Below are 26,919 nucleotides of genomic sequence, written 5' to 3' on the forward strand. Positions count from 1 at the left end.
CAACGGCAGCGGCTGGACCGTTGTCCGGCCGCTGTCCTTTGATCCTCTGTGTGCTTAGTCCATCACGGCGGCGACGACGCCGGCGCCGACCGTGCGGCCGCCCTCGCGGATGGCAAAGCGCAGCTTCTCTTCCATCGCGATCGGCGCAATCAGCTCCACTTCCATCGTGATGTTGTCGCCCGGCATCACCATCTCGGTGCCCTCAGGCAGCTTCACCACGCCCGTCACGTCCGTCGTGCGGAAGTAGAACTGCGGACGGTAGTTGCCGAAGAACGGCGTATGACGACCGCCCTCTTCCTTCGTCAGGATGTACGCCTCGGCCTTGAACTTCGTGTGCGGCTTGATCGAGCCGGGCTTGCACAGCACCTGGCCGCGCTCCACGTCCTCGCGCTTCGTGCCGCGCAGCAGAACGCCCACGTTGTCGCCCGCCTGGCCCTGGTCGAGCAGCTTGCGGAACATCTCGACGCCCGTCACCGTCGTCTTCTGCGTGTCGCGAAGACCCACGATCTCCACTTCCTCGCCCACCTTGATGATGCCGCGCTCGACGCGGCCCGTCACCACCGTGCCGCGGCCCGAAATCGAGAACACGTCCTCGATCGGCATCAGGAACGGCTGGTCGATCGGACGCTCCGGCTGCGGGATGTAGCGGTCGACCTCGGCCATCAGCTCGAGCACGCGGTCGCGGCCGATCTCAGGCGAACGGTCTTCCAGCGCGCACAGGGCCGAGCCCTTCACGATCGGAATGTCGTCGCCGGGGAAGTCGTACTTCGACAGAAGCTCGCGCACCTCCAGCTCGACCAGATCCAGAAGCTCCGGATCGTCGACCATGTCGACCTTGTTCATGAACACCACCAGCGCCGGAACGCCGACCTGGCGGGCCAGCAGGATGTGCTCGCGGGTCTGCGGCATCGGACCGTCCGCCGACGACACCACCAGGATCGCGCCGTCCATCTGCGCTGCACCCGTGATCATGTTCTTCACGTAGTCGGCGTGGCCGGGGCAGTCCACGTGGGCATAGTGACGGTTCGTCGTCTCGTACTCGACATGCGCCGTCGAGATCGTGATGCCGCGCGCCTTCTCCTCCGGCGCCTTGTCGATCTGGTCGTACGCCGTAAACGTCGCTCCGCCAGACTCCGCCAGGACCTTCGTGATCGCCGCCGTCAACGACGTCTTGCCATGGTCAACGTGACCAATCGTTCCGATGTTGCAGTGCGGCTTCGTCCGCTCAAACTTTTCCTTCGCCATTGATTTCTACCTTACAGAGGCCAGGAACAAAAAACCCGAGGCGTCCCGATATTGCGGTTGCGCTATTTGCGCAAGAGCCAATTTCGATATTGCGTCGCATAGTTTTGGATGACCCGGTCGATGGGCTCACCCAGGAAAGCACTGTCAAGGAGCACGCCGCCGATCCCCTGACCGGCCTGAGCTATGGCATTCTGCTCCGAAAAAGCCAGGACGACAGCCCCGGACCGGGCATCGACCAGGTCGACATCTGCCGTCAGGCGATGGTGCCCTCCGATCAGGATGCGCTGCGCCGCTGAGGCTATCTCGATATCCTTCACCCTGATCTCGAGCCGGACAGGGCGAGCTCCCTGCAATTCGTCCTTCAGGCTATTCTCAAAGGCCTGGCTCAGCTTGGCCGCAATCGTGCCGCGCAGATAGAGCTGCCCCTCCTCCGTCTTGGCGACCTCTTCCGCCTCTAATGCGGAACGGCCCTTCAGAGCCGCGAAGGCGCGCTCCCCGTCGCCCCACCAGATCCGGGCATTGGGCTGGAAGAACACGGAAACCGATTGAAGTTTCAGGGTAGAGACCTGATCGGGGGCCAAAGTATTCGATGCGGTCACGCAACCGCAGAGCAGCAACCCGAGGGCCGCCACCGCTATCAAACGGGAAAACATGGACATCACCTCAACTCATGGGCCAGAGCCCATTTGAGAGTGTGATTATGTTATGTTGTTAAGTAGCACAACCGATGACTGATGTCGGAAACAAGCATCAGACCCGTGCTTGCGGTGGCGGAGCGAGCCAAAGGGCCGACCTTCGAACGCGCTGGAGCCTTCATGCATTACGCATGGGAATGAAAAACCTTTGATTCGGCCTCATGGCAAGCACGTCCGCCCCAAGACGGTTGCGGTGGACGGACCCGGCCCGCTTCTGCACCGATGCGGTCGGTATATTCTTGTGCCGGTCATCTCCTTACCCCATATCCGCGGCGGCACCCTGCTGCCACGCTTACCTCTTGAACCATCCCACCCGAGACATCCCGACACATCATGGACCAGATCCGCGAAAAGCAACCGGCCGCCCGGCCGGTCGATCTCCGGCCCTTGCCGGCCCTCATCTTCAGTTCACGCTGGCTTCAGCTGCCGCTCTATATCGGGCTGATCGTCGCCCAATGCGTCTATGTCTTCCTGTTCCTGAAGGAACTGGTTCACCTCGTCCTGCATGCCGCGGATTTCAGCGAATTGCAGATCATGCTCGTCGTGCTCGGCCTCATTGACGTAGTGATGATCTCCAACCTCCTGGTGATGGTGATCGTCGGCGGCTACGAGACCTTCGTGTCCCGCCTCAATCTTCAAGGGCACCCGGATCAGCCGGAATGGCTGAGCCACGTCAATGCCGGCGTCCTCAAGGTCAAGCTGGCCATGGCAATCATCGGAATCTCGTCGATCCACCTCCTGCGGACCTTCATCGAGGCCGGCTACGTGGGAACGGCGAAGAGCAACTACACGGAAACGGGCATCATCCTTCAGACCGTAATCCATTCGGTCTTCATCCTGTCGGCGATCGGCATCGCCTATGTCGACCGGATGTCGCAGGCCGACCATGACTGAAGCCATTTCAGGAAAAGTGGGAACCGGTTTTCCATCCGAAATGGCGGCCAGAAGGGGCTCGTGCAGCGGCTCGCCGCCACGACCATGCAACCGGCTCCATGCAGGGCGCCTTTTCAAGAGCTGCCTAAACCCTTGTAGCACGGGGCCTGAAGACCGATCTTCTTGAAATATCCCCGGCAGGCGGGAGGGGCGCCAGTCCTACCGCCTGCTCACCCTGCCCTTGCCGCTTTCCTGCCTTCCGAGGGTTGGAGAACGACGATGCGCAGGCCGACTTGCCAAGCCTTCCTTTCCGCCACCGCGCGACGGAGAAACCCATGCGGATGACCTATATCGTCCATGCCGCCAGGACCGGCCGGAACCAGCCCTGGAACACACTCCTCAGGCTCGTCGCGGCGCTTGCGGCCGCCCTGGTCCTTCTGGTCGCCGCCTTCATCGGATTGGTTGTGGTCCTGCCCCTGCTCTTCATCGGCGGCATCGCGCTGCACTTCTACATCCGCCGCAAGCTGCGCCAAGCCCAATCGAAGGCGGACGACGGCGTGATCGACGCGGAATACACCGTCATCGAGCGCCGCGAGTGACCGCAGAAAAGGCAGGCCTGCCTAACGGGGGCTCTTGAAGAGCTGCTTTCCGAGTGGAGAGGGGAAGGTAGGGGATGGAGCGGGTGAAGGGAATCGAACCCTCGTATTCAGCTTGGAAGGCTGCTGCTCTACCATTGAGCTACACCCGCATGCTTCTCTGATTGGGTGGTGGGGGAAGTAGGACTCGAACCTACGAAGGCATAGCCAGCGGATTTACAGTCCGCCCCCTTTGCCGCTCGGGACATTCCCCCTTAGAACCCAACCCGAACGCATAACGCCGAGGCTGTTCCGCGGAGCGCTTCGCGTCGGTCGGCGCTCCGTGGCGCTCTTATGGTGAGGCGGATGGCCGGTGTCAACCTCAAAGCTGAACGAAATCGGATGGTCGTGCTCGCACCCGCCCTGTGCTATGGCCCCATTTCGACAACACACGAGATCCGAAGCCCATGAGCGAGCGCCCTTTTTCTTCCCGCAAGCCCCGTTTCCAGCGCCCTCACGGGAAACAGGGCCGCCGCGACCACCAGAGCCGCCGGCCCAATTTCGAGATCGACACGACGATCCTGTACGGCTGGCACCCGGTCGTCGAGGCCTTGCGCAACGGCAAGCGCACGATTCGCCGCCTCCTCGCGACGGAGAACTCCGCCCGGCGCCTGAGCGAGGAGCTGGGCGCTTCCCTGCCTATCGAACCCGAGATCGTCCGCCCGGACGAGATTAACCGTCTCCTCGAGCCGGACGCGGTGCACCAGGGCCTCTATGCCGAGGCCGATCCCCTGCGCTCCCCATCGGTCGAGACCTTGAGCGGGAAGCGGGTTGTGCTGGCCCTGGACCAGATCACCGATCCCCACAACGTGGGAGCCATCGTCCGCACGGCGGCCGCCTTCGATGTGGAGGCCATCATCACCACGGCCCGGCACAGCCCGGCCGCCACCGGCGTGCTGGCCAAGTCGGCCTCGGGCGGGCTGGAGCATGTGCCCTTCATGATCGTGCGGAACCTCGGCGACACGCTCACGGCGCTCGGCGAGCGCGGTTTCCAGCGAATCGGCCTCGATTCCTCGGGCGAGGCCGATCTGGACGAGGTGAAGATCACCCTGCCCGTCGTTCTCGTCCTGGGCTCGGAAGGCAAGGGACTGCGCCAGAGAACGCGCGAATGCTGCGACGTGATCGGGCGTCTCGACATGCCCGGCGCCATCAAGAGCCTCAACGTTTCCAATGCCGCAGCGATATCCCTCTACGCCGTGGTCAAGGGAGCCGCCAGAAGCTCGGGCAAGTAATCGATGCGGCGCGGTAAGTCTTTGCCGTCGTTTGGCAATCGCATCGATTGCACAGCTCCTTAGACGGAAGTCGCAAATACCAATTGTGAATTGTGAAAAGAAAGCCCGGAGTTAGCTTCCTCTTCGATGGATTCTTGGCTGTCTCGGCAGCCATGACGCCTCGGTCCAAGCGCCCGCCCTGCGGGCTCGCGGCCCAGAACCCGGATCACCGGGCACATCTATGGAAGGGAACCCTATGGCTACAGCAGCTACCACGCCGCATTCGGCCGCCGCAGCGCGGCCGATGTCGCGGGAGGAAAAGAAGGTCATCCTGGCCTCCTCCCTCGGTACCGTCTTCGAATGGTACGATTTCTATCTCTACGGCTCCCTCGCCACGATCATCGGCGCGCAGTTCTTCTCCGCCTTCGACGTGACGACCCGTAACGTCTTCGCTCTTCTGGCCTTCGCGGCGGGCTTCCTCGTCCGTCCGTTCGGCGCCCTCGTCTTCGGCCGCCTCGGCGACCTCGTCGGCCGGAAGTACACCTTCCTGATCACCATCCTCATCATGGGCTTCTCGACGTTCTTCGTCGGCCTTCTGCCCAGCTACAACCAGATCGGCTGGGTCGCTCCGGTGGTGCTGATCGCGCTGCGCATGCTCCAGGGCCTCGCGCTGGGCGGCGAATACGGCGGCGCGGCCGTCTACGTGGCCGAGCACGCCCCCGTCGGGCGCCGCGGCTTCTACACCAGCTTCATTCAGACCACGGCGACCGTGGGCCTCCTGCTGTCCCTCGCGGTCATCCTCATTCTGCGCACCTGGATGGGCGAAGCGGGCTTCCAGACCGGCGAAGGCTATGCGATCGCCGGCTGGCGCATTCCGTTCCTGCTCTCCGTTCTGCTGCTCGGCATCTCGGTCTGGATTCGTCTCCAGATGCAGGAATCGCCCGCCTTCAAGAAGATGAAGGAAGAGGGGACCCAGTCGAAGGCTCCGCTCAAGGAGGCGTTCGGCCAGTGGGGCAACGTGAAGATGGTGCTCATCGCCCTGATCGGTCTCGCCATCGGTCAGGCGGTCGTGTGGTACACGGGCCAGTTCTACGCCCTGTTCTTCCTCCAGAGCATCCTGAAGGTCGACCTGCTCACCTCGAACGTGCTGATCGCCTGGTCGCTGATCATCGGCACCGGCGGCTTCATCGTGTTCGGCGCTCTCTCCGACAAGATCGGCCGCAAGCCGGTCATCCTCGGCGGCTGCCTGATCGCGGCGATCACCTACTTCCCGCTCTTCGGCGCCCTCACGAACGTCGTCAGCCCGAACCTGACCCAGGCCCTGGAAACGGCGAAGGTTCAGGTCGTGGCCGATCCCGCCTCCTGCGGCTCGGTGTTCGACCCGGTCGGCATCCGCACCTTCACCGCGAAATGCGACGTGGCCCGCGTGGCGCTCGCCCGCTCGGCGGTGAAGTACGAGCTCGTTCCGGCTGCGGCAGGCTCGCCTGTCAAGGTGACCTTCAACGGCAAGGAAGTCCCGGTCGCCGATGCCATTCCGGCCAACATCACGGCCTTCACGGCTGCGGCGACAGAAGTCGGCTATCCGAAGCCGGGCGATCCGAGCATCCTGAAGGTCGGCGGCTTCTTCGCGGCCCTCGGCAGTGCCCAGGCCCTGAAGGCCATCGGCATCCTGACCCTCTTCGTGATCTACGTCACGATGGTCTACGGCCCGATCGCGGCGGCTCTGGTGGAGTTCTTCCCCACCCGCATCCGCTACACCGCGATGTCCCTGCCCTACCACATCGCCAACGGCTGGTTCGGCGGCCTGCTGCCTCCGACAGCGTTCGCGATGGTGGCTGCGACCGGCGACATCTACTATGGCCTCTGGTATCCGATCGTGATCGCTCTGGTGACCTTCGTGGTCGGCCTCCTCTTCGTGCCGGAGACCAAAGATCGCGACATCATGACCTTCGAAGGCAGCGCGAAGCGTTAAGCGTCACGCCTTTCGGAAATAGGGAAGCCCCGCCTCACGGCGGGGCTTTTCATTAGGGAATGACGAAATCCCTCAGTAGCAGGTCGCCACACGCCGGACGATCCAGCCCTCGCCCTCGACGAAGAGCTTTTTACGGGAAATCTCGCAGTTCGCTTTGCTCTCCGCGTCCGCCCTGATCGAAGACGTCGTCTCCACATCCTTGGCCGCAGAGGACATTGCCCTGTCCTTGGCCGGTCTGGCGGCAGCACTATAGGATGCATGCGACGCTTCGGCAGGCCCTGCCTCGAGCCCAAATCCCGCTATTGCCGCGAGAACGGCGAGAACCTTGAAGCCGGCGCCGCACCATGAAATCTTCGCCCGGGTGAAAGCCCCCGAAATCTTCATCGCTTCAACTCCACGCTTTCTATTTGCCTGATAATTCCAGAAACGGGGGTTGGTTTCGGTGCGCCGGGACACTTAATATTTCGCTTTGCATGGAACTTGCGTCCCGCGCTGCAGGCTGCTACCTCAGCCCATGTGGATTAGGCCGGTGTAGCACAGCGGTAGTGCAGCGGTTTTGTAAACCGAAGGTCGGGAGTTCGATCCTCTCCACCGGCACCATACCTCCCTTCGAGAACCAGCGCCTCGGGAACGGGAAGACCTTATAGTCATCGGCCGGGGTAGCCCGCCTGCCCAGGCTAAACTTCAGCCGGATCCGGATAGCCTGACTCCAGCCGTGCCGTTGATCGTGCTGGAGGCGCAGATGGCCGTATTCCTGCTGGATGTGATGGGTGCAGCCGCTATCGCCTCGGCGATCGTTGCCGGGATCATGGCGTCGCGTCTCTCCCGCGAAATGGCAGGGGTCGATCCCGGGCTCTCGGCGGCAGCAAGAGAGCATCTGCAGCGTGACGACGGATCACTCTGACGTTTTCGCGCCGGCACGACTTCGGCGAAGCTTGCAACACGATTTGCCCGGTATCACGGCAGGGCCGCCGATGATGAGCAGCGCCCAGCCCCAGCCCTCCGAGATATCCCTATCGTCTTTCTCCATCCGCAGCCTCGGCGGCTCGGCCCTGGATTTTCCCTTTCGCTGGACCGACCGGCGGGGCGATGGGTTGTTCCGCCTTCGGCCTTGCCGAGGCAGGGCCGCCCTCTCGCACGGAAGCGTTTTCGGCGGGATGGATCCGGCCCCTCATCCAAAGAATGCGACAGAAGAAAAAAGAGAGGTTTCCTTGCAGGAGGAAAGGTCTTTAGAGAAGCCATGGAGGCCAGACACGATCCATGCCGTTTGCAATCTCAGACCCTGCCGACCCTCGCATCGAACCCTACCGCGCCGTTCGGGAGCGCGATCTCGTGGGGCGTCAGCACCGCTTCGTGGCGGAAGGCGAAGTGGTCCTGCGGGTTCTGCTCAGGCAATCCCGCTTCACCATCGAGTCTCTTCTCCTCGCGGAAGGGCGCGCGGAAAGCTTGAGCGACGCCCTCGCCCTGCTCCCTCCTGATGTGCCGGTCTATACGGCGAACCGGCAGGTCATGGACGCGATCGTCGGCTTCCCGATCCACCGGGGAATCCTGGCCATCGCCCGACGCCCTTCCCTGCCGCCGGTCGAAGAGATACTCGCGCAACTGCCTGAGAAGGCCCTTGTGGTCGGGCTGATCGGGTTGACCAACCACGACAACGTAGGCGGGATTTTCCGCAATGCGGCCGCCTTCGGAGCCGATGCGGTGCTGCTCGACCGGGAAACCTGCGATCCCCTTTACCGCAAGGCCATCCGGGTCTCCGTCGGCGGGGCCCTGGTCGTGCCCTTCACGCGCGCGCCGTCGGCAGAGGCCCTGCTGAGGGCTCTTGAGGCGGCTTCCTTCGAGGTGATCGCCCTGTCGCCTTCCGGCAAGGAAGTGCTCTCGCAGATCCGCCCGTCCCGGCGGACGGCCCTGCTTCTGGGCGCGGAAGGCCCCGGGCTTCCTCACGGCCTTCTCGAGAAAACCAGAAGCGTCTCCATCCCCATGAGCGGCGGGTTCGATTCCCTGAACGTGGCGACCACCAGCGGAATCGCGCTCCATCACCTCACGCACGGATAGGTCCTCTCCGACTTGTGAAAAGGGGATCCCTTGTGTTCAACCTCGGCTGTTCTAGGGTTCGTGCTCTCACACCTGGAGACGTCCATGACCATCACGCGCCGCACGATCATTGCCGGAACCGCGCTTGCCGCCGCCCCCCTTGGAGGTCCTGTCTTGGCCCAAACCGCTCCGTCCAGCCCTGCCCCTGCCCAGGGCTCGGCCTCACGCCAGGCTCCCGGCTTCTATCGCTACAAGGTAGGAGACATCGAGGTGACGGCCGTCAATGACGGCTTTGCCCAGCGCCCTCTCGAAGGCTTCGTCCGCAACGCGGAACTCTCCCAGGTCCAGCAGGCCATGCAGGAAGCGTTCCTGCCCGCGAACGCTTTGCCGATCACGTTCAACACCCTCGTGCTCAACCAGGGCGGACGCCTGACCCTCATCGATACGGGCAACGGCGACATGGGCGCCCCGACCACGGGCCGCTGGATGGCGAACTTCCGCGCGGCGGGCTTCGATCCCGCTCAGGTGAGCACCGTTGTCATCAGTCACTTCCACGGCGACCACATCAACGGCCTGCGCCTGAAGGACGGCACGGCGGTCTTCCCGAATGCCGAGGTCATGGTGCCGGCCGCGGAATGGGCCTTCTGGATGGACGATGCTCGCATGAATCAGGCGCCCGAGGGCATGAAGGGCGCCTTCCAGGGCGTCCGCCGCGTCTTCGGCCCCATCGCCGGCGCCGTGAAGCGGTATGACGCGGACAAGGAGATCGTGCCGGGTCTCACGAGTATCGCAGCGCCGGGCCATACGCCAGGGCACACGGCCTACATGCTGTCATCCGGCTCGGGCAAGCTCATGATCATGTCCGACACGACGAACCACCCCGCCCTGTTCGTCCGCAATCCCGATTGGGCCGCCGTCTTCGACATGGATGCGGACCAGGCCCGCGCCACCCGCCGCCGCCTGCTCGACATGGCAGCTTCCGAGCGGGCGCAGGTCGCGTTCTATCACGCTCCGTTCCCGGCGACGGGCCATATCGCGAAGGACGGCAACGGCTTCCGCTTCGTACCGATGCAGTGGAGCCCGGCGGTCTGAAACGCCGATCCGGCGCTCCTGTCAGGGATGCGCTAAGGCTCGCTCTTCGTGGTTTCTGCGATCAGCCACTCCAGGGTGGCGGGGTCCGCGCCGGTCGGCTCGATGAAGAGCACGATCGGCGTCTCATAGGGATGACGCTCCTTGAGCGTCCGATGCACCCGATCCTGAAGGTCCTTCCGGGTCTTCAGGATCGCGACCGCTTCCTGCCCGTGCTCGACGGCGCCCTTCCAGGCATAGACCGACCGCATTCCCGGCAGAACGTTGATGCAGGCGATCAGCCCGTCGCGGACGAGCCCCTCCCCGATCGAGAGGGCGATGTCCACATCGGGAAAGGTCGTATAGACGAGAAGTGGGCGATCCATGCTATGCCTTCCATCCGCATCCTGCCGGAGGCAATGAGGGTAACTGGGCATGGCCCGCCGTTTCAACAATATCGCATTCGTGGCCAGCACCGCGCCTGACGCCCAGAGCGCACTCGAGGCCTTGCAGAACCGCTATGCCCATGTCCCGCCCGACGAGGCCGACGTGATCGTCGCGCTCGGGGGCGACGGGCTCATGCTGCAGACGCTCCACACTTTCATGGGAACGGCCAAGCCCATCTACGGCATGAACAAGGGCACCGTCGGCTTCCTGATGAACGACTTCCGGGAGGACGACCTGTTCGAGCGGCTCGAAGCGGCCGAGCGCAGCGTCGTCCACCCCCTCCTCATGGTGGCCTGGGACGTGCACGGGGTGGCCCACACGGCGCGGGCGATCAACGAGGTCGCCATGTTCCGGCAAACCTATCAGGCCGCCAAGCTGCGGGTGAGCGTCGACAACCAGGTCCGCATTCCCGAGCTCATCGCCGACGGCATCCTGGTGGGAACCCCCGCCGGTTCGACGGCCTACAATCTCTCCGTCGGCGGCCCCATTCTGCCGCTGAATGCGACGCTGCTGACTCTCACCCCGATCTCCGCCTTCCGCCCCCGCCGCTGGCGCGGGGCGCTGCTGCCCGATTACGCCAAGATCCAGATCGAGATTCTGGAGGCAGAGAACCGCCCGGTGAGCGCGGTGGCCGATCATACGGAGTTTCGAAACGTCTCCCGCGTGGATGTCTCCATGGACCGCAGCGTCGATCTCGTGATGCTGCACGATCCGGGCCACAGTCTGGACGAGCGCATCCTTCGGGAGCAGTTCGGTTATTGAGAGCGAGAGGCGGCGAGGCTTTCGCCATGCCCAAGAGCATCGTGAGGTAACGTCATGAACGAAGAGAACCGGCACCCCAGAGGCGGCCTCTATTTTGAGGATTTCATCGTCGACACCACCATCAGGCACCGCCTGACCCGGACGGTGACGCAGATGGACAACATGCTGTTCTCCAACATGACGCTGAACCCGCAGCCTCTTCACATCGACGCGCATTTCTGCGCCACCGAGACGGAATGGGGCAAGCCGCTCATGAACTCCCTGTTCACCTTAGGGTTGCTCATCGGCATCTCCGTCAACGACACCACGGTCGGGACCACCATCGCTAATCTCGGCATGACGGACGTGAAGTTCCCGGCCCCCCTTTTCGAGGGCGACACGATCAGCGCCACGACGGAGATCGTCGCGAAGCGCGAGTCCAAGTCCCGCCCCGATGCGGGCATCGTCGAGTTCATTCACCGGGCCTATAAGCAGGATGGAACGCTCGTCGCCGAGTGCCGCCGGCAGGCCTTCATGCGCAAGAGGAACGCCTGATGCGCTCCCTGCTCTTCGTCCCTGGCGACAGCCTCAGAAAGCTCGAGAAGGGCCTGACCTCCGGAGCCGACGCACTCCTCATCGACCTGGAGGATTCCGTCGCCCTGACCGCCAAGGAAGAGGCACGGCGGATCACGGCGGACTTCCTCGCTCAGCACCGCGCCCAGGCAGAGCGCCCTCGCCTCTTCGTGCGCGTCAACGGCCTGACCACGGGCCTCATCGATGCGGATCTCGACGGGGTGATGCGGGCTGCCCCGGACGGCATCGTGCTGCCCAAGACCGTGGGCGGCGCGGATGTGGCGCATCTGGGGGCCAAGCTCGCCGTGCGCGAGGCGGAATTCGGCCTCGATGACGGCGCCACCCGCATCCTCGCCATCGCCACGGAGAATGCGGCCGGCGTCTTCGCGCTCGGGACCTTCTCAGGCGCGAGCCATCGCCTGATGGGCCTCACATGGGGCGGAGAGGATCTTTCGGCGGATCTCGGCGCCGAGACGAATCGCGACGAGGAGGGCTCTTACACGGATCCTTACAGGCTCGCCCGCTCCCTCACGCTGCTGGGCGCTGCGGCGGCCGGCGTCGATGCGGTGGATTCCGTCTTCACCAATTTCCGCGACATGCAGGGTCTCGCAGCCGAGTGCCGCGCCGCACGACGGGACGGCTTCGTCGCGAAAATGGCTATTCACCCAGCCCAGGTACCCGTGATCAACGAGGCCTTCACTCCCTCGGCACAGGCAATCGAACGGGCGCAGGCCGTCATCGCGGCCTTCAGGGACAACCCTGGAGCCGGCGTCGTCGGCGTGAACGGCGAAATGCTGGACCGCCCCCATCTCCTCCGCGCCGAGCGTCTTCTGAAAAGGACCGGCCAGTCTTCAGGAGCATGATGCATCGATCCATGATGACCGCCATGTTGGATTTCGATCGTATCGCGTTTCTAGGGAACCTTATGCTCAGGGCGGTTGGCTGGAGCCGTTTTCCTGCAAAAAGCCCTGGATGCGGTCGGGAGGCTGCAAGAAGCGGCTCAACAGGCCGACGAGTTGCGCCTGATGGCGGGTCCCTGTCTTGGCGAAAATGGATTTCAGGTGGTAGCGGACGGTTTCGGCCCCAATCCCCTGTTCATGCGCGATCTGCTGCGTATCCAAGCCCCTGACGAGCGCCGAAGCGATCCGAAGCTCCGACGGTGTCAGTTGAAAGATTTTTTGAAGGATCGTGACATCGAGGAGCTGGTCCTCGTTCGGATCGCTGATCAGAAGAAGACCGCAAGCCTCCTGAAAAACATCGGCCGCCCGCCGTACAATGGGATAAGCTTGTAGAACGAGGGGAAGCTCGTTCGCACGGTGCAACAGCGCCGATGTTACGGAAGTCTCCTTCCGCTCGATGAGAGGCTGAGTGCAGACGGCCAGAAGCTCCTGCAAATTCTTGTTGTTCTCCCGGTGAGGCGACCGAAGGCGCGACAGGACGACATGAAGATCGTCTCCAAGATAAGTCTCGGCTGTCTTGTTCATACGAATGACGCGGCCGAGCCAGTCGATCAGAACGGCGCCGCAGTTCAGTTGATCGAGACTGCCGATGAGTCCCTCGGCATAAGACCGGTGAACCCGTGAAGCCAGGCGCGCCGCCCTTCTGATATGGGGCAGATCAGATTTAAGGTGGGCCAGATCGCCCGGCAGGAAAGGATCTCTAGTGGCTCGACGGTGAACCGAAAGGACGACCTGGGCCCCACCGCCTTCCGTCAGCAGGCTGCCCGCGAACCAGCGAAATCCGAGCGAAGCCAAGAAGTCCCTATAGAACGGAAGCTGATTCAGCTCGTCGGCCGTAAAAAGATCGAGGTCCGTGACGATCTCTCGCCCCTTGCGCACATAGGCAAGACCGCGGACCGCCCGGATATCGCGCTTGTGCCACCCCTCGCCGACGAAGCGGCCACAGAATTCCTCCGTACTGTCGGAGTGAAGGTAGCCGCTCAGGCAATCCGGATATGAGGATAGGATGACGCCTTCAGCACCCCAGGCCTCGCAAGCCTTGTTCAGCGCCTCCCCCCACAGTTCGGGGACGATGGCAGCCTCGTAAAACGCCTCGGTTACCTGCATCCGCGATCATACCTTGCGGCCAGAGCGTTCCGGAGAGGTCCCTGCCGATATCTGCCGTCCAAGATACTCCCCTTCACCCGAAGCCGTTCAAGCCTCTCTAAAACTGGAGGATTTTAGGAAGCTCTACCCATTTGGGCAGATTTTTACCTCAAGCATACTACCCATTCTGATAGTATTTGAAATGTTATTAACTCCCCATATGGGTAGTGAGAGCCTCCCGTTGCTGTGCTCATGTGCCGTTATGAAACCACGAACCGCCCTCTCCCGCGTGGTTGAAAGCGGCAGGGCAACCAAAAATCGACCAAACATGGGAACTGCACGATCACAGATTGCAGTTTCATAGCGACGCGCCCGAAGGACGGGTGATGGGGGAAATTCCATGTCTGATGCCATTCTTGCTGCATTCAACGAGGCCACTACTTGGCAAGAAGCGCTGGCCGCGATCAAAGCGAATGCGCAAACTCTGCTGAGCGCCGAGGCCATCGCGAAACTCGATGCGCTTCCCGACAATGCCGGCCGTGAGCAGGCCATCGGCCTGGGCGTGAACGAGTTCAAGGCGCTGTTCGGCAATTTCGGCACGATTGAAACGCTCAAGTTGACCGTCGAGCGCCAGATCGAAGTAGAGCACGCGAAGTTCAAGTTTATCACGGCTCTCGATGCCGCGACGACGGCACAGGAAATGACGGCTGCAATTCAAGAGACGATCGAGATCGTCAATCAGCACCGGCAGGAACTCATTTCTGAATTGCTCGCGAGCGGCGTTCCTGCGGCTGTAGCCCGCGCCGCCGAACTCCAGGCCACTGCCTTCACCACGATCATGAGCCAAACCGTGTCCCACCTCGGTGATGAGGTCTACATGGCAAGGCTCGGAGAACTCATGCTTCAGGCTCGTCTCGGGCTCTCCGAAACAGGCGGCTATTTCTATGGCGACGGCAGAATCGTCACGGCACTCGCGGCTTCTGAGCAGACTATCACGACCGAGATCCTGACCGCCTTCAACGAAGCTACGACCTGGCAGGAAGCTCTCGCCGCGATCAAGGGTCATGCGGAGACCCTTCTGGATTTTGACGCTCTCGCCAAGTTGGACGAACTCCCCGACAATGCAGGTCGTGAGCAGGCCATCGGCCTGGGCGTGAACGAGATCAAGACCCTGTTCGGCAATTTCACGTCCGTGGGCGAACTCAGCGCTGCGGTGCGCTATCAGATCAGCGTCGAGTACAACAAGCACAAGTTCATCCAGACCGTCGACGCAGCCAGAACCAACGAGGACATCGCAACCGCGTTGCTGGAGCAGGTTGCCGTCGTCAACGAACAGCGGCAGAGTTTGATCGCTCAGTGGGGCGCCATCGAAAACAATGCAGCTCTGGCGGTGCGCGTCGCGGAACTCAAGGCCGATCAGTACACGATCGTTCTGAAAGCGCTTCATGATCGCCTTGGCGACGCCGAGTTCCGGGCGGCCCTGAGCGCCAAGTTCGCCGAGCTGCGCGGCGACGGTCACATCTATGGCGTCTATGGCCTCGTCGATCTTCTCGACGACGCAGGCGATGCCGTGGATGCCGGCTACGCGTTCAACAGCGCCACCACGTCCGCGGAGATCCTCGCCGCCATTTCCGTGCATGGCGCCGCTCTCATGAGCGATGAGGCTGAAGCTCAGTATGCTGCCATACCGGACGGCTCCGGCCGTCAGAAAGCGGTCGCGGACGGTCTGCTCGAGATCAAGAAATACTTTGGCGATTTCGCATCTGCGGGCGACCTGACCACCGCCCTCGAGCATCAGGTCAGCGTCGAGTACAACAAGTACGTGTTCATCCAGGCGATCGACAATGCTGCTGACGAAGCCGGCATCATCCAAGCCATTCAAGCCTATGTCGGCACTCTCAACCAGCAGCGTCAGGACCTGATCGAGGCATGGGATGCTGTCGAAGGCAATGCGGCGCTTGCAGCCCGCGTCGCCGAATTGAAGGCCGACACCTACACGCTGGCCCTGAAAGCCGCCGCCGACCGCCTTGGAAATACAGAGTTTCTGGCCAAGCTGGCAGCTTCGCTTCTGGACGCTCGTGACGACGCTGGCGGCAGGTTCAACGGCGTCGTTGCCATCACGAACGCCATGGCCGCCGCCATCGAGGGCATCAATCTGACGCCCACGGCGCCTGAGACCCAGAGCATCACCACCAACGAAGATGTGGCAACCGGTGCGATCGACATCGACGCGGAAGATCCGGACGGCGACGGTCTGACCTATTCGCTGAAGGATGGCGCGCATCCGAAGAAGGGAACGGTGACGTTCAACAGCGACAACGGCACCTTCACTTACTCGCCCAGCGCGGATGCCAACGGCTCGGACAGCTTTGTCATCGTCATCTCGGACGGCAAGGGCGGCATGACCGAACAGACAGTCACGGTCTCCATCGCCCCGGTCAACGACAGGCCGCACGACATCGCGCTGTCGAATAACAAGGTCGTGGAGAGCGCAAAGGCCGGAACGGTTGTCGGCACCCTCACGGGCCATGACGTCGACAACGAAACACTCTCCTTCTCCCTGGTGAACGATGCCGGTGGACGCTTCGCGATCGAAGACGGCAAGCTCGTGGTTCGGGACGGTTTCAAGCTCGACTACGAGCAGGCCACCTCGCACACGGTGACCGTCCAGGTGAAGGACGGCTCCAATACAGCCTACGTAGAGACCTTCACGATCGATTTGGACGACGTCTCGAGCGAGAGCGTCACGGGCTCGTCCGCCGCGGATGTGCTCAAGGGCGGCAAGGGCAAGGACGTGTTCAAGGGCGGGGCGGGCAACGACAAGCTCTCGGGCGGCCTCGGCAACGACACGCTCTATGGCGGGTCGGGCAAGGACGTGTTCGTGTTCGACACCAAGCCGAGCAAGAGCGCCAACAAGGACCAGATCGCGGACTTCAGCGTCAAGGATGACGGGATCTGGCTCGACAATGCCGTCTTCACCAAGCTCGGCAAGGCAGGCTCGGAGACTAAGCCCGCGCAGCTGAAGAAGGAGTTCTTCACCATCGGCTCCAAGGCCAAGGACAAGAACGACTACCTCGTCTACGACAATAAGAAGGGCGTGCTCTATTACGACGCCGACGGCTCCGGAAAAGGCAAGGCGGTGGAGATCGCCACCCTCTCCAAGAACCTCAAGATGACCTACAAGGACTTCTTCGTCATCTAACGGGCACACGCCTGACAAAAGCCAAGAACTGAAACGGCCTGCGATGGTTCCCCATCGCAGGCCGTTTTCATTTCATCATGCGCGATCCCGCCAACCGTCGTGCGAGCCTCAGCTGCCGGGGCGCGTGATCGAGAACTTCGTCTCGGGCGTCGCGACGAAGTAATCGCGATAGCCGGAACGGGCGATGGGCCGCATGGCGGCCGTGTCAACGAGGCCGTTCACGATGTAGCGGTCATCGATATGGATGCCGACGACCTGACCGATCACGAGATAATAGGACGGCTCTCCTCCGCCTAAGGGGATGAGCGGCACGGTCTGGAGCCACTTGCACTCGAGGGCCGCCGGCGACTCCGCAACCCGCGGCGGCTTGACCAGCCGGGAGGGAGCCGGCTCTAGGCCCGCATGCTTCATCTCGTTCTCACCCCGGGGCAGAACGGCGGAAGTCAGGTTCATTTTCTCCCGCAGGTCGTAGGTCGCCAGATTGCAGACGAACTCGCCCGTCTCCTCGATGAAGGTCAGCGCATCCTTCTTTCCGGCAGATGAGAACGCCACCATGGGCGGACGTTCTGAGACGGCGTTGAAGAAGGAATAGGGCGAGAGGTTCACCTCCCCCTTCGCGCTCATGGCGCTGATCCAGCCGATGGGACGGGGCGTGACGATGGCCTTGAACGGATCGTGCGGCAGCCCGTGGGCATTGGTCGAGGTTTCGTAGAACATGAGGAGGGCTTCCGGCGAAGAGGAAATCTCAGAACCGCGTCACGATGTCGTCGAGCCGGGGCCGGTCGCGATCGGTCGGCGTCTCCTTGGCGGAGCCGATATGGACAAAGCCGGCGATCCGCTCGCCGGGCTCGAGCCCCAGGGCATCCAGCACCCGCCGGTCGAAAGCGGCCCAGCCGGTCAGCCAGGACGCACCGTAGCCGAGGGCCGTCGCGCCGTTGAGAAGGTTCATGCAGGCGGCGCCGGCCGAGAGAACCTGCTCCCAATCCGGGATCTTCACATGGGGAACGACCCGGGACACCACGGCGACGACCAGGGGCGCGCTGGAAAAGCGCTCCCGCTCGGCAGCCACCTTCTCGGAACCGGCATCGGGATTGTCCGCCTGGAAGGCCTTCGCCAGCACCTCCCCCAGACGCTGGCGGGCCTCGCCCTGGATCAGGATGAAGCGCCAGGGAGCGAGCTTGCCGTGATCCGGCACCCGGGAGGCGACCTTCAGGAGGGTTTCGATCTCCTGCTCGCTCGGTCCCGGCTCACCCAGCCAGCGCGGAGGGACGGAACGGCGCTGCAGAAGGCGGGAAAGGCTGTCATTCATGGGATCTTCATCCGGCTTGAATAATATGGAACAATGAAAGCAGATGGACGCTCACGAGGGCTGTGCGCAAGGCTGGCAACGACCTGCCATCGTCTCGCCGCCTTGTTGCGCTTGTGAAGCGCGGGCGTTCCTGGAGCGGGCCGCTGCCACAGAAGAAACAGCAGCGGATGTATAGGGGGAGTGCGGTCACACGCCAAGCAGGTTTCAACCCGCGGCGAACCCTGCGGCATGCGAAGGCAGGTCGAAGGCTCACGCATCGGGGCGAGATGAAGGGGCGCAACGCCGCTTGAGAGCCATGACGACATCCTTGTCCGGATCAGACCAACCCTCCCCGCCGTCCGCTTGGACACGGCGAGAGACGCTTCTCGCCCTTGCCCTCATCCTGGCCGCATGGGCCCTGGCGGCCTCCATCTGGCCCTTGACCGGAACCGTCGTCCCCTGGGACTCGAAGAACCAGTTCTATCCGACCCTGCGCTATCTGGGGGCCTCCCTCGCCCATGGCGAACTGCCCCTTTGGAACCCATACCATTTCGGCGGCCACCCCTCGGCGGCCGATCCGCAATCCCTGCTCTTCACCCCCACCATGCTGCTGTTCGGGTGGCTCGTTCCCGAACCTTCCATGCAGCTGTTCGACGCGGTCGTCTTCGCCCATTTCCTTCCGGGAGCCCTGGCTTTCGTGCCGATCTTCCTTCGCCGGGGCTGGCATCCGGCGGGCGCGGTGGCGGCCGCCCTGGTCTTCATGCTCGGCGGCTCCGCCACGGCCCGCCTCCAGCATACGGGCATGATCTTCAGCTACGGCTTCTTCCCGCTGGCCTTCTGGCTCCTGGAAGAGGCGCTTGACCGCCGTTCCTACCGGTATGGCATTCTGTTCGTCCTCAGCGCCGTGCTAATGGTCATCGGCCGCGATCAGGTGGCTTTCCTCTGCGCCCTGACCCTGATCGGGGTCGCGGCCCACAGGATCGGGACGGACCGGCAACCCTTCGCCTACCTCAAGTCACGCCTGGGTCTTCTGGCGACCATGGGCCTTCTCGGGGGGGCATTGATGGCGGTTCCGGTCGTCCTGACCATGCAGTTCCTCGCCACCTCGACGCGCCCCTCCTTCGGCTTCGGGGTCGCCGCCATGGGCTCCCTCCCTCCGGAGAGCCTGGCGACGATCCTTTTCGGCAACGTCTTCGGCTCCCTGCGCTGGACCTACGATTACTGGGGCCCCGATTGGCACAGCCTGTCGGAGGGCACCTGGACGGACCGGGCCACGAACTACCTGTTCATCGGCACCGTCCCGGCCCTCCTGCTGCTCTGGCACGGCATCGCCGGCGGGCGTCTCTTCGCCCGCGAGTTCCGCTTCTTTCTCGTCGTCGGGATCGCCGCCCTGCTTTACGCCCTGGGTCGCTACACGCCGGGCTTCGAGATCGTCTTCGATCACATGCCGGGCGTGAACCTCTATCGCCGCCCCGCGGACGCCACCTTCCTCGTCAACATAGCGCTCGCCTTTGCCGGCGGCTATCTCGTTCACCGCTACGCCATCGAGGGTATGCCGCGCTGGAGCCGCGCATCGCTGGGAAGGCTCTGGGCCTTCCTGCCCGTGCTCGCGCTCGGCCTCGTGATCGCAGCCGCAGCGAGCGCCCTCGCCTTCGCCGTCAAGGGCGGGCACATCTATCCTGCGCTGAGCGAGATCGCGGCGAGCCTTGCCGCCGCCGGCATCGTCATGGTCGCCGTCGTGAAGTTCAGCGGCACCTCGCGCTGGCGGGCGGCCATGGCCCTCGTGCTGGTCACTCTGACCGGCGCGGAGCTGATCGGACGCCATGCCGCATCCGCCCTCAATGCCGAGCCTGCCGAGCGCTACACGGTGTTCACGAAGCTGCCCCCCGAGCAGCTCCAGGGGCTTCAGATCCTCAAGCGGGAAATCGCCGAGCGCAATGCCCAGGGCGAATATCCCCGCGTCGAGATCCTCGGTCTCAAGGGTGCCTGGCAGAATGCCTCCATGGTGCTCGGCATCGAGGACATCATCGGCTACAACCCCTTGCGCCTGGCCGATTATGAGCGGGCCATCGGTCCGGGTGAGAATGCGGAGGATCCCAACCTGCGCCGGTTCCCGACCAGCTTCCGAGGCTACGAGTCAGAACTCGCGAGCCTTCTGGGGCTCGACTACATCGTCCTCGACCGCCCTGCCGACAAGCTGCCTCACCACTTCCCGCGCCTGGTGGATGCCGAAGTGGTCTACGGGACCGGGCGGATGTGGATCTACCGTCTCAATGCCTCCGGCCCGCGCGCCTATGTGGCGCATCACGTGAGCCCGGTGGATTCGGAGGCCGTGCTCGGTCAGGACGAACTGCCCGAGTTCAACCGCGAAACGGAGGTCCTGATCGACCAGGAGAGCCTCCCCCTGCTCAAGGGCCATTACGCGCCGGCCGGTGCCGCTCCCGAAACGGCCAAGGGAAGCGCGCGCATCGTCAGCTACCAGAGGAACTCGGTCACCCTGGAGGTCGAGAGCGGCGAGAACGCCATTCTCGTGCTCCATGACATCCATTATCCGGGCTGGGAGGCCTGGGTCGATGGCGAGCGCCGCCCGATCCTGCGCGCCAACCTCCTGTTCCGCAGCGTCGAGATCGGACCGGGGCACCACCGCGTCGAGTTCCATTTCCGTCCGATGTCCCTCGAAAATCTGGTTACGGCGGCTTCCGAACTGGTAAAAGGCGAGGATGAGCCCATCCGGACCGCGGCCGCGCCCGGGCTTCGCTGAGAGCCTTTTCTTTTTCGATTGATGACAGCATTCGTGAAACAGACATTCTTTCTTTTCGGCATTCTGGCTTTTGCCGCCACCTCCGCGGCCTGGGCCCAATCGCCCGCCGTGCCCTCGATGTCGCAGAACCTGCCGCCGATCTCGCTCGGACAGGTGACGCTGAATGCCGCGGCGACCTTTGCCGGAAGCAACGAGCCGATCCGCTCGGGCCTTGTCTGGCGCATCTACGAAGATCGGGGAGACGCTTCCCAGCCCACCATCGTCGCCCGCTCCGCGAGCCCCTCGCCGAGCTTCAGCCTGTCGCCGGGCAATTATATCATTCACGTGGCCTATGGCTTTGCGAGCGCCTCGAAGCGCATCAGCGTCCAGCGGGGCAACCTCAACGAGCGGCTCGCCATCAACGCGGGCGCGCTTCAGCTGAAAGGCGCCGTGAGCGGAAGCCCCATTCCGGCGAACCGCCTCACCTTCTCGGTCTATGTGCCGGAGCCGCAGAACTCCGAAGGGCGGCTCGTGATCGCCGACGCCAAGGCCAACGACATGATCCGCCTGCCTGAGGGGACCTATCACGTGGTCTCCACCTATGGCGATGCCAACGCCATCATGCGCAGCGACCTGAAGGTGGAATCCGGCCGCGTCACCGAGGCGACGATGAACCATCGCGCGGCGACCGTGACCCTCAAGCTCGTCGCCTCCGCCGGCGGCGAAGCCTTCGCCGGCACGGCCTTCAGCGTACTAACCCCGGGCGGCGATGTGATCCGCGAGGCCATCGGCGCCTTCCCGTCCGTGACCCTCGCCGAGGGCGAGTACGTCCTGATCGCGCGCCACGAGGGCAAGGTCTACACGAGGGAATTCAAGGTCGAGAGCGGCCTGGACCGGGACATCGAAGTGATCGTCACTCGCTAAGACAACCGAACCTTTTGCGCCCTCGGGGCATTGACCGGTCGCCAGTCACCGGTCGCGCCGCGCATGAGCCCGAACTCCCAAGGCGTGACCTTGCAGGAGAAAAGCTCATGAAAGTCGCCGAGATCATGACCCGCAACGTGCGCATTGTGAGCCCAGACCGGACCATCCAGGAGGCGGCGCGGCTCATGGATGAGATGAATGTCGGCGTCCTGCCCGTCTGCGACGGACGCCGCCTGCGCGGCATGGTGACGGACCGGGACATCACGGTCAGGGCCACCGCAGCGGGCCTGCCGCCGGATACGACCCGCGTGCGGGACATCATGACGGACAATGTGTGGTGGTGCTTCGACGACGACGACCTGGATCACATCGTTCAGCTCATGAGCGACCATCAGATCCGCCGCCTGCCCGTGGTGGACCGCGACAAGCACCTGGTCGGCATCGTGGCGCTCGGGGATCTGGCGACGGACAGCGAGGAAGACGCCTCCCATGCGCTTCACCGCATCTCCATCCCATCGGAGCCCGACCGCTCTGGCACGCCGACGAGCGCCCGCGCGGACCGGGCGCGGCGCGGCGGACAGGCTCGCCTGACGGAGGAGGAAAGACAGGAACTGGCGCGCCGACAGGCTTTGGAAGAGGGAGACTGGGGCTATCCCCGCAGGCCCCATACGCCGGTCCATCTTCGTCACCGACGGGAGGGAGAGAGGTTCCGTTTCCGGGATGAGGATGACGTGCGCGCCGCCTTCGGCAGCTTTGGCCATCCCGGCGAGGAGAGGGCCCGCGACGCGCGCATGCGCGGCGGGTTCGGCGGCGAGGGCTATCAAAGCTACGGGGATCCCTATGCCGGGCGCGGCTTTTCCATGCGCGATCGTCAGCCCCGACGCTACGGTGTCTCGACCATCACGGGCGAATACGCGCATCCCGGGGACGACAGCAACGAGGACGAGCGCCGCATGCAGGATCGCGAGCGCACCTGGAGCCTGGTGACGGAGCGGCGCGACCACAGCAATTACGGCATGGGCCCGGGCAACACCCGCTTCGGCAACGACGCCACGGCGAGCCGCGGCGAGGTGCGCCGGGGTGCGCATGGGGGCCGCGGGCCGAAGGGCTACGAGCGCTCGGACGAGCGCATCCTGGAGGACATCAACGAGCGCCTGACGGACGATGCCATGATCGACGCTTCGGAGATCGAGGTACAGGTGCGGAACCGGGAGGTGACCCTCACCGGCACTGTCCGCGACCGCCACGAGAAGCGCCGCGCCGAGGACATCGCGGATTCCGTCTCGGGCGTGACCCACGTGCAGAACAACCTGCGTGCCATCGGCACGGAAGCGGGCGGGGAGACCGCTGCGGCGAGCGGACAGACGGGCCGTCAGCGGCAGAAGAGCGAATGACAGGCGCGTTCCCGGCCTGAAGCGAAAAAGTCGGCGCTTCCTCATCAGAAGCGCCGACTTTTTTAAACAGCTCGCGCGAGATCTTAAGCGATCGTCCGCGCGACCACGTGATGCCCGTCGAGGGTCGCGTGTCCTTCCGGTTCCGAGACGGCCTTCGCAGCGCGCTTGAGGTCCGGGGTGACGGCCTCGGCGGCGAGGACCTTCAAGGCCTCGTCGAGAGACATGGTCTGCTGGTTGGGGCTTCCCAGGCGTCGTATGGACACCGTGCGCTCGGCGGCTTCCTTCTTGCCGACGACGAGCAGCACCGGCACTTTCACCAGCGAATGCTCGCGGACCTTGTAGTTGATCTTCTCGTTGCGAAGATCGGCCTCGACGCGCAGGCCTGCGGCCTCGGCGGCGCGCACCACTTCCATCGCGTAATCGTCGCCTTCCGAAGTGATCGTGGCGACGACCGCCTGCACCGGCGCGAGCCAGAGCGGGAAATGACCGGCGAAATGCTCGATCAGGATGCCGACGAAGCGCTCCATGGAGCCGCAGATCGCGCGGTGCACCATGACGGGCGTCTTCTTCTGGCCGTCCGCGTCGACATAGAACGCGCCGAAGCGCTCCGGCAGGTTGAAGTCCACCTGCGTGGTGCCGCATTGCCAGTCGCGGCCGATGGCGTCGCGCAGCACGTACTCGAATTTCGGCCCGTAGAACGCGCCCTCGCCCGGATTGATCGCGGTCTTGATGCGCCCGCCGGACTGCTCTTCGATCTGCTTCAGGACGCGGGTCATCACGTCTTCCGCATGATCCCACATCTCGTCGGTTCCGACGCGCTTCTCGGGCCGTGTCGAGAGCTTCACGACGATCTCCTCGAAGCCGAAATCGGCATAGGTGGAGAGGATCAGGTCGTTGATCTTCAGGCACTCATCGGCCATCTGCTCTTCCGTGCAGAAGATATGCGCGTCGTCCTGCGTGAAGCCGCGCACGCGCATGAGGCCGTGCAATGCGCCCGACGGCTCGTAGCGGTGCACGTTGCCGAATTCGGCGAGGCGCAGCGGCAGATCGCGATACGACTTCAGGCCGTGCTTGAAGATCTGCACGTGGCCGGGGCAGTTCATCGGCTTGATCGCGAAGACGCGGTCGTCCTCGGTCTGCGTCGCGAACATGTTCTCGCGATACCAGCCCCAGTGACCGGAGGTCTCCCACAGGGCCTTGTCGAGAATCTGCGGCGCGTTGACCTCCTGGTAGGTGCCCTTCAGGCGGCGGCGCATGTAGGAGATCAGCTCCTGGAACACCGTCCAGCCCTTCGGGTGCCAGAAGACGACGCCCGGCCCCTCCTCCTGGAAGTGGAACAGGTCCATCTCGCGGCCCAGGCGGCGATGGTCGCGCTTCTCGGCTTCCTCGAGCTGGCGGATGTAGTTGTCGAGGTCTTCCTGAGATGCCCACGCGGTCGCATAGATGCGGGTGAGCATCGCGTTGTTGGAATCGCCGCGCCAATAGGCACCCGCCACCTTCATCAGCTTGAAGGCGTTGCCGATCTTGCCGGTCGAGGTCATGTGCGGACCGCGGCAGAGATCGAACCAGTCGCCCTGGAAATAGATCTTGAGATCCTGGCCTTCCGGGATCGCGTCGACGAGTTCGACCTTGTAGGCCTCGCCCTTCTCGGCGAACACCGTCTTGGCCTTCTCGCGGCTCCACACTTCCTTCGTGAAGGGCTTATCGCGCGCGATGATCTCGCGCATCTTTGCCTCGATGGCCGGGAAGTCCTCCGGCGTGAAGGGCTCGTTGCGGGCGAAGTCGTAATAGAAGCCGTTCTCGATCACGGGACCGATGGTCACCTGCGTTCCCGGGAAAAGCTCCTGCACCGCCTCTGCGAGCACGTGCGCGCAATCGTGCCGGATCAGCTCCAGCGCGCGCGGGTCCTCGCGGTTGAGGAATTCGATCCTGGCATCTTTCACGATCGGATCGGCGAGATCGGCGACCGTGCCGTCGAGCGCCATGGCAACGGTGCGCTTGGCGAGCGACTTGGCGATGCCTTCCACGATCTCGCGGCCGGTGGTGCCGGGGGCATACTGGCGCTGGGCGCCATCGGGAAATGTCAGGGTGACTATGTCAGGCTTAGTTTGGCCAATTGGAAAAGTTCCCTGAAGCAGATTCATTGTAGACATAGATTTCTCCTAACTCACTCCTGCCAACGGAGCAGGTAAGCGGGGCCGACGGTTTGCTGGATGAAAAGCGAAGTCAGCCGCCGTCAGTTTCGACTGCCTCGCAGGAGATCGGGGGAGCGTTGACGCCCCGCCAGCGACCGTAGGCCCAGGGCTTATACCAGGCCGCGCCCTCGGGCAATGTTTCAGGCACGAGATCGATCCCGTGGGTGCCGAAGGGCCCGCAACGGCAGATCCGCGCCAGCCCCATCCAGCCCCCGGGCCAGAAGCCGTGCCGCTGGATCGCCTCGTCCGTGTATTCGGAGCAGGACGGCAGATGGCGGCACTGGCGGCCGACGAGGCCGGACAGGCTCAGCTGGTAGCCGCGAATGGCCCAATGGGCGGCTTTCCGGACGGGGCTCGGCATCATCCCCGGTCCGCGGTGCGGCGCGCCTCGATCTGGTCGAGGGCGTCCACGACCGCGTCGAAGGTGAGCAGGATGGAGGCATGGCGGGCCTTGTAGTCCCGCAGCGGCTCCAGCACCTTCAGCTCCTCCCACTTGCCTTCAGGAGCCTCCCCGCCCGCCTTGAGGAGACGGATGGCCGTCTCGCGAATGTCACGCAGCTCCCCTATCGTCGAGCCAATGACGAGGCGACCCATGATGGAGGAGGACGCCTGGCCCAGGGCGCAGGCCTTCACGTCGTGGGCAAAGGCGGTCACCACATCGCCGTCGACCTTCACATCGACCGTGATGGTCGAGCCGCAGAGCTTGGAGCGGGCGGTCGCGGACGCATCCGCGTCCGACAGGCGCCCGAGATGCGGGATATCGGCGGCCAGTTCGAGAATGCGCCGGCTATAGATCTCGTTCAACATCACGTGTGCGGCGTTACGATTGGGAATATACCCTTTAACTCTATATAGGTATCTAATACAGAATATGGGTATCGAACCCATATTCTAGCCGAACTCCGTGCGACAGCCCAGGATCGCCGGGCCTGCTCGGAAGATGGAAACGCCGGAAGCCTTCAAGCTTCCTAAAGTCGAGTACCAAGAAAGGGGCTCTGCGTGAGTGATGTCGTCAAGTCTCTGTCCGCGCGTCTGAATCCAGCCGCCGACAAGTCTGTTGCGACCCCGACCCGGGAGGAGGCCGAAGCGGCCGTCCGCACCCTGATCCGATGGGCCGGTGACGATCCGAGCCGTGAAGGCCTGCAGGACACGCCGAAACGCGTCGCCAAGGCCTTCCGGGAGTTCTATTCCGGCTACGGGGAAGACACGTCCGAGATTCTCGACAAGATCTTCAGCGAGGTCGAGGGTTACAACGACATCGTCCTCGTACGCGACATCCCGTTCTATTCCCATTGCGAGCATCACATGGTGCCGTTCTATGGCGTGGCGCATGTGGCGTATTACCCCACCAAGGGCGTCGTCGGGCTCTCGAAGCTCGCCCGCCTGGTCGATGCCTATGCGAGGCGCCTGCAGACGCAGGAAACCATGACGGCCCAGATCGCCTCGACCATGGAGAAGGCTCTCGAACCCCGCGGCGTGGCCGTGATGATCGAGGCCGAGCATATGTGCATGTCCATGCGCGGCATTCAGAAAGCCGGCGCCATGACCCTGACGACCCAGTTCACGGGCATCTTCAAGGAAGACCCGGCCGAACAGGTGCGTTTCCTGACCCTGATCCGGAACGGCAGGTCCTGAGA

The 26,919-nt window shown here is 63.6% G+C and carries 24 protein-coding genes, 3 tRNA genes and 1 pseudogene; 16 read left to right on the top strand and 12 right to left on the bottom strand.

What is annotated here, in order from left to right; genetic code table 11:
* Positions 1–54 precede the first annotated feature (54 nt).
* The gene (gene tuf / locus L879_RS0106780) at positions 55–1,245 is read right to left on the bottom strand and encodes an elongation factor Tu (protein WP_027315444.1); all 1,191 of its coding nucleotides are present in this window, start codon (positions 1,243–1,245) and stop codon (positions 55–57) included.
* Positions 1,246–1,307: 62 nt separating this feature from the next.
* A complete protein-coding gene (locus L879_RS0106785) occupies positions 1,308–1,898 on the bottom strand; it encodes a hypothetical protein (RefSeq protein ID WP_027315445.1) in 591 nt (196 codons plus the stop codon).
* A 375-nt stretch (positions 1,899–2,273) separates the two neighbouring features.
* Here L879_RS0106785 and L879_RS0106790 point away from each other — a divergent pair, with 375 nt between their 5' ends.
* Positions 2,274–2,834 (top strand): TIGR00645 family protein, encoded by a 561-nt coding sequence (locus tag L879_RS0106790; protein ID WP_027315446.1) that lies wholly within the window; start codon positions 2,274–2,276, stop codon positions 2,832–2,834.
* Between the two features lie 314 nt (positions 2,835–3,148).
* A complete protein-coding gene (locus tag L879_RS20740) occupies positions 3,149–3,412 on the top strand; it encodes a hypothetical protein (RefSeq protein ID WP_027315447.1) in 264 nt (87 codons plus the stop codon).
* A gap of 75 nt (positions 3,413–3,487) precedes the next feature.
* Here the strand turns inward: L879_RS20740 and L879_RS0106800 are convergent.
* Both L879_RS0106800 and L879_RS0106805 read right to left on the bottom strand, forming a co-directional pair.
* Positions 3,488–3,561: transfer RNA gene (locus L879_RS0106800), tRNA-Gly, on the bottom strand.
* A 17-nt stretch (positions 3,562–3,578) separates the two neighbouring features.
* Positions 3,579–3,663: transfer RNA gene (locus L879_RS0106805), tRNA-Tyr, on the bottom strand.
* Positions 3,664–3,855: 192 nt separating this feature from the next.
* Here L879_RS0106805 and L879_RS0106810 point away from each other — a divergent pair.
* A complete protein-coding gene (locus L879_RS0106810; RefSeq protein WP_027315448.1) occupies positions 3,856–4,680 on the top strand; it encodes a TrmH family RNA methyltransferase in 825 nt (274 codons plus the stop codon).
* 235 nt (positions 4,681–4,915) lie between these two features.
* Positions 4,916–6,631, top strand: coding sequence for an MFS transporter (locus L879_RS0106815; protein WP_027315449.1), 1,716 nt, complete (start codon positions 4,916–4,918; stop codon positions 6,629–6,631).
* 72 nt (positions 6,632–6,703) lie between these two features.
* Here the strand turns inward: L879_RS0106815 and L879_RS0106820 are convergent, their stop codons facing one another.
* Entirely contained in the window at positions 6,704–7,015 is a 312-nt protein-coding gene (locus L879_RS0106820; protein WP_035458940.1) for a hypothetical protein, read from the bottom strand.
* Positions 7,016–7,156: 141 nt separating this feature from the next.
* On the opposite strand from L879_RS0106820, the gene L879_RS0106825 reads away from it, so the two are divergent.
* From L879_RS0106825 to L879_RS24655, 4 genes and pseudogenes are all read left to right on the top strand, one after another.
* Positions 7,157–7,231 (top strand) — tRNA-Thr (locus tag L879_RS0106825).
* Between the two features lie 115 nt (positions 7,232–7,346).
* On the top strand, positions 7,347–7,535 hold the full coding sequence (locus L879_RS0106830; protein WP_154664114.1) for a hypothetical protein: 189 nt from the start codon (positions 7,347–7,349) through the stop codon (positions 7,533–7,535).
* A 356-nt stretch (positions 7,536–7,891) separates the two neighbouring features.
* Positions 7,892–8,686 carry a TrmH family RNA methyltransferase gene (locus L879_RS0106835; protein WP_027315452.1) on the top strand — a complete coding sequence of 265 codons (795 nt, stop codon included), beginning with the start codon at positions 7,892–7,894 and terminating at the stop codon, positions 8,684–8,686.
* 333 nt (positions 8,687–9,019) lie between these two features.
* A pseudogene (locus L879_RS24655) lies at positions 9,020–9,643 on the top strand (MBL fold metallo-hydrolase); the annotation flags it as partial.
* A 146-nt stretch (positions 9,644–9,789) separates the two neighbouring features.
* On the opposite strand, the gene cutA reads toward L879_RS24655, so the two are convergent.
* Entirely contained in the window at positions 9,790–10,119 is a 330-nt protein-coding gene (cutA, locus tag L879_RS0106845; protein WP_027315454.1) for a divalent-cation tolerance protein CutA, read from the bottom strand.
* 49 nt (positions 10,120–10,168) lie between these two features.
* Between cutA and L879_RS0106850 the strand changes: the two genes are divergently transcribed.
* Genes L879_RS0106850 through L879_RS0106860 form a run of 3 tightly spaced genes read left to right on the top strand, consistent with a single transcriptional unit; the run spans position 10,169 to position 12,357 of the window.
* The gene (locus L879_RS0106850; RefSeq protein ID WP_027315455.1) at positions 10,169–10,942 is read left to right on the top strand and encodes an NAD kinase; all 774 of its coding nucleotides are present in this window, start codon (positions 10,169–10,171) and stop codon (positions 10,940–10,942) included.
* Between the two features lie 54 nt (positions 10,943–10,996).
* On the top strand, positions 10,997–11,476 hold the full coding sequence (locus L879_RS0106855; protein ID WP_027315456.1) for a MaoC family dehydratase: 480 nt from the start codon (positions 10,997–10,999) through the stop codon (positions 11,474–11,476).
* Positions 11,476–12,357 (top strand): HpcH/HpaI aldolase/citrate lyase family protein, encoded by an 882-nt coding sequence (locus tag L879_RS0106860; RefSeq protein ID WP_027315457.1) that lies wholly within the window; start codon positions 11,476–11,478, stop codon positions 12,355–12,357. The genes L879_RS0106855 and L879_RS0106860 overlap by 1 nt, the downstream gene beginning before the upstream one ends.
* Positions 12,358–12,423: 66 nt before the next feature.
* Here the strand turns inward: L879_RS0106860 and L879_RS0106865 are convergent, their stop codons facing one another.
* A complete protein-coding gene (locus tag L879_RS0106865; protein WP_027315458.1) occupies positions 12,424–13,560 on the bottom strand; it encodes a helix-turn-helix transcriptional regulator in 1,137 nt (378 codons plus the stop codon).
* A 379-nt stretch (positions 13,561–13,939) separates the two neighbouring features.
* On the opposite strand from L879_RS0106865, the gene L879_RS22645 reads away from it, so the two are divergent.
* Positions 13,940–16,741: an Ig-like domain-containing protein gene (locus tag L879_RS22645; protein WP_027315459.1), complete on the top strand. Its 2,802-nt coding sequence runs from the start codon at positions 13,940–13,942 to the stop codon at positions 16,739–16,741.
* Between the two features lie 108 nt (positions 16,742–16,849).
* Here the strand turns inward: L879_RS22645 and L879_RS0106875 are convergent, their stop codons facing one another.
* Together L879_RS0106875 and L879_RS0106880 are read right to left on the bottom strand one after the other, a co-directional pair.
* Positions 16,850–17,458: a flavin reductase family protein gene (locus tag L879_RS0106875; RefSeq protein WP_027315460.1), complete on the bottom strand. Its 609-nt coding sequence runs from the start codon at positions 17,456–17,458 to the stop codon at positions 16,850–16,852.
* 28 nt (positions 17,459–17,486) lie between these two features.
* Positions 17,487–18,050 (bottom strand): nitroreductase family protein, encoded by a 564-nt coding sequence (locus L879_RS0106880; RefSeq protein WP_027315461.1) that lies wholly within the window; start codon positions 18,048–18,050, stop codon positions 17,487–17,489.
* A 295-nt stretch (positions 18,051–18,345) separates the two neighbouring features.
* Between L879_RS0106880 and L879_RS0106885 the strand changes: the two genes are divergently transcribed.
* The 3 genes from L879_RS0106885 (at position 18,346) to L879_RS24220 (ending at position 23,087) form a co-directional block, all read left to right on the top strand.
* On the top strand, positions 18,346–20,790 hold the full coding sequence (locus L879_RS0106885) for a YfhO family protein (protein WP_027315462.1): 2,445 nt from the start codon (positions 18,346–18,348) through the stop codon (positions 20,788–20,790).
* Between the two features lie 21 nt (positions 20,791–20,811).
* Complete coding sequence (locus L879_RS0106890; protein ID WP_051435118.1) at positions 20,812–21,693, top strand: RgsD C-terminal domain-containing protein; 882 nt, start codon at positions 20,812–20,814, stop codon at positions 21,691–21,693.
* A 107-nt stretch (positions 21,694–21,800) separates the two neighbouring features.
* Positions 21,801–23,087: a CBS domain-containing protein gene (locus tag L879_RS24220; RefSeq protein WP_084020772.1), complete on the top strand. Its 1,287-nt coding sequence runs from the start codon at positions 21,801–21,803 to the stop codon at positions 23,085–23,087.
* Positions 23,088–23,170: 83 nt separating this feature from the next.
* On the opposite strand, the gene thrS is transcribed toward L879_RS24220, so the two are convergent.
* The 3 genes from thrS to L879_RS0106910 all read right to left on the bottom strand — a co-directional run bounded on the left by thrS (position 23,171) and on the right by L879_RS0106910 (position 26,089).
* The gene (thrS, locus tag L879_RS0106900; RefSeq protein WP_027315464.1) at positions 23,171–25,183 is read right to left on the bottom strand and encodes a threonine--tRNA ligase; all 2,013 of its coding nucleotides are present in this window, start codon (positions 25,181–25,183) and stop codon (positions 23,171–23,173) included.
* A 130-nt stretch (positions 25,184–25,313) separates the two neighbouring features.
* Positions 25,314–25,646: a membrane protein insertion efficiency factor YidD gene (yidD, locus tag L879_RS0106905; protein WP_169732744.1), complete on the bottom strand. Its 333-nt coding sequence runs from the start codon at positions 25,644–25,646 to the stop codon at positions 25,314–25,316.
* Positions 25,643–26,089 carry an iron-sulfur cluster assembly scaffold protein gene (locus L879_RS0106910; protein WP_027315466.1) on the bottom strand — a complete coding sequence of 149 codons (447 nt, stop codon included), beginning with the start codon at positions 26,087–26,089 and terminating at the stop codon, positions 25,643–25,645. Before L879_RS0106910 ends, yidD begins: the two co-directional genes overlap by 4 nt.
* 192 nt (positions 26,090–26,281) lie before the next feature.
* Here L879_RS0106910 and folE point away from each other — a divergent pair, with 192 nt between their 5' ends.
* Positions 26,282–26,917, top strand: coding sequence for a GTP cyclohydrolase I FolE (gene folE / locus L879_RS0106915; protein ID WP_027315467.1), 636 nt, complete (start codon positions 26,282–26,284; stop codon positions 26,915–26,917).
* Positions 26,918–26,919: the final 2 nt, after the last annotated feature.

Origin of the sequence: Microvirga flocculans ATCC BAA-817 (assembly GCF_000518665.1) — a bacterium.
In the GTDB taxonomy this organism is placed as follows: domain Bacteria; phylum Pseudomonadota; class Alphaproteobacteria; order Rhizobiales; family Beijerinckiaceae; genus Microvirga; species Microvirga flocculans.

What these genes read in the sequence shown, in the direction of transcription:
- L879_RS0106860 (WP_027315457.1), top strand. Translation starts at nt 11,476, where the DNA reads ATGCGCTCCCTGCTCTTCGTCCCTGGCGACAGCCTCAGAAAGCTCGAG.
- L879_RS0106875 (WP_027315460.1), bottom strand. Translation starts at nt 17,458, where the DNA reads ATGTTCTACGAAACCTCGACCAATGCCCACGGGCTGCCGCACGATCCG.
- L879_RS0106790 (WP_027315446.1), top strand. Translation starts at nt 2,274, where the DNA reads ATGGACCAGATCCGCGAAAAGCAACCGGCCGCCCGGCCGGTCGATCTC.
- L879_RS0106820 (WP_035458940.1), bottom strand. Translation starts at nt 7,015, where the DNA reads ATGAAGATTTCGGGGGCTTTCACCCGGGCGAAGATTTCATGGTGCGGC.
- L879_RS0106835 (WP_027315452.1), top strand. Translation starts at nt 7,892, where the DNA reads ATGCCGTTTGCAATCTCAGACCCTGCCGACCCTCGCATCGAACCCTAC.
- L879_RS0106815 (WP_027315449.1), top strand. Translation starts at nt 4,916, where the DNA reads ATGGCTACAGCAGCTACCACGCCGCATTCGGCCGCCGCAGCGCGGCCG.
- L879_RS0106850 (WP_027315455.1), top strand. Translation starts at nt 10,169, where the DNA reads ATGGCCCGCCGTTTCAACAATATCGCATTCGTGGCCAGCACCGCGCCT.
- L879_RS22645 (WP_027315459.1), top strand. Translation starts at nt 13,940, where the DNA reads ATGTCTGATGCCATTCTTGCTGCATTCAACGAGGCCACTACTTGGCAA.
- L879_RS0106855 (WP_027315456.1), top strand. Translation starts at nt 10,997, where the DNA reads ATGAACGAAGAGAACCGGCACCCCAGAGGCGGCCTCTATTTTGAGGAT.
- L879_RS0106885 (WP_027315462.1), top strand. Translation starts at nt 18,346, where the DNA reads ATGACGACATCCTTGTCCGGATCAGACCAACCCTCCCCGCCGTCCGCT.
- L879_RS0106910 (WP_027315466.1), bottom strand. Translation starts at nt 26,089, where the DNA reads ATGTTGAACGAGATCTATAGCCGGCGCATTCTCGAACTGGCCGCCGAT.
- L879_RS24220 (WP_084020772.1), top strand. Translation starts at nt 21,801, where the DNA reads ATGAAAGTCGCCGAGATCATGACCCGCAACGTGCGCATTGTGAGCCCA.
- L879_RS0106810 (WP_027315448.1), top strand. Translation starts at nt 3,856, where the DNA reads ATGAGCGAGCGCCCTTTTTCTTCCCGCAAGCCCCGTTTCCAGCGCCCT.
- L879_RS0106890 (WP_051435118.1), top strand. Translation starts at nt 20,812, where the DNA reads ATGACAGCATTCGTGAAACAGACATTCTTTCTTTTCGGCATTCTGGCT.
- tuf (WP_027315444.1), bottom strand. Translation starts at nt 1,245, where the DNA reads ATGGCGAAGGAAAAGTTTGAGCGGACGAAGCCGCACTGCAACATCGGA.
- L879_RS0106785 (WP_027315445.1), bottom strand. Translation starts at nt 1,898, where the DNA reads ATGTTTTCCCGTTTGATAGCGGTGGCGGCCCTCGGGTTGCTGCTCTGC.
- cutA (WP_027315454.1), bottom strand. Translation starts at nt 10,119, where the DNA reads ATGGATCGCCCACTTCTCGTCTATACGACCTTTCCCGATGTGGACATC.
- L879_RS20740 (WP_027315447.1), top strand. Translation starts at nt 3,149, where the DNA reads ATGCGGATGACCTATATCGTCCATGCCGCCAGGACCGGCCGGAACCAG.
- L879_RS0106865 (WP_027315458.1), bottom strand. Translation starts at nt 13,560, where the DNA reads ATGCAGGTAACCGAGGCGTTTTACGAGGCTGCCATCGTCCCCGAACTG.
- yidD (WP_169732744.1), bottom strand. Translation starts at nt 25,646, where the DNA reads ATGATGCCGAGCCCCGTCCGGAAAGCCGCCCATTGGGCCATTCGCGGC.
- L879_RS0106880 (WP_027315461.1), bottom strand. Translation starts at nt 18,050, where the DNA reads ATGAATGACAGCCTTTCCCGCCTTCTGCAGCGCCGTTCCGTCCCTCCG.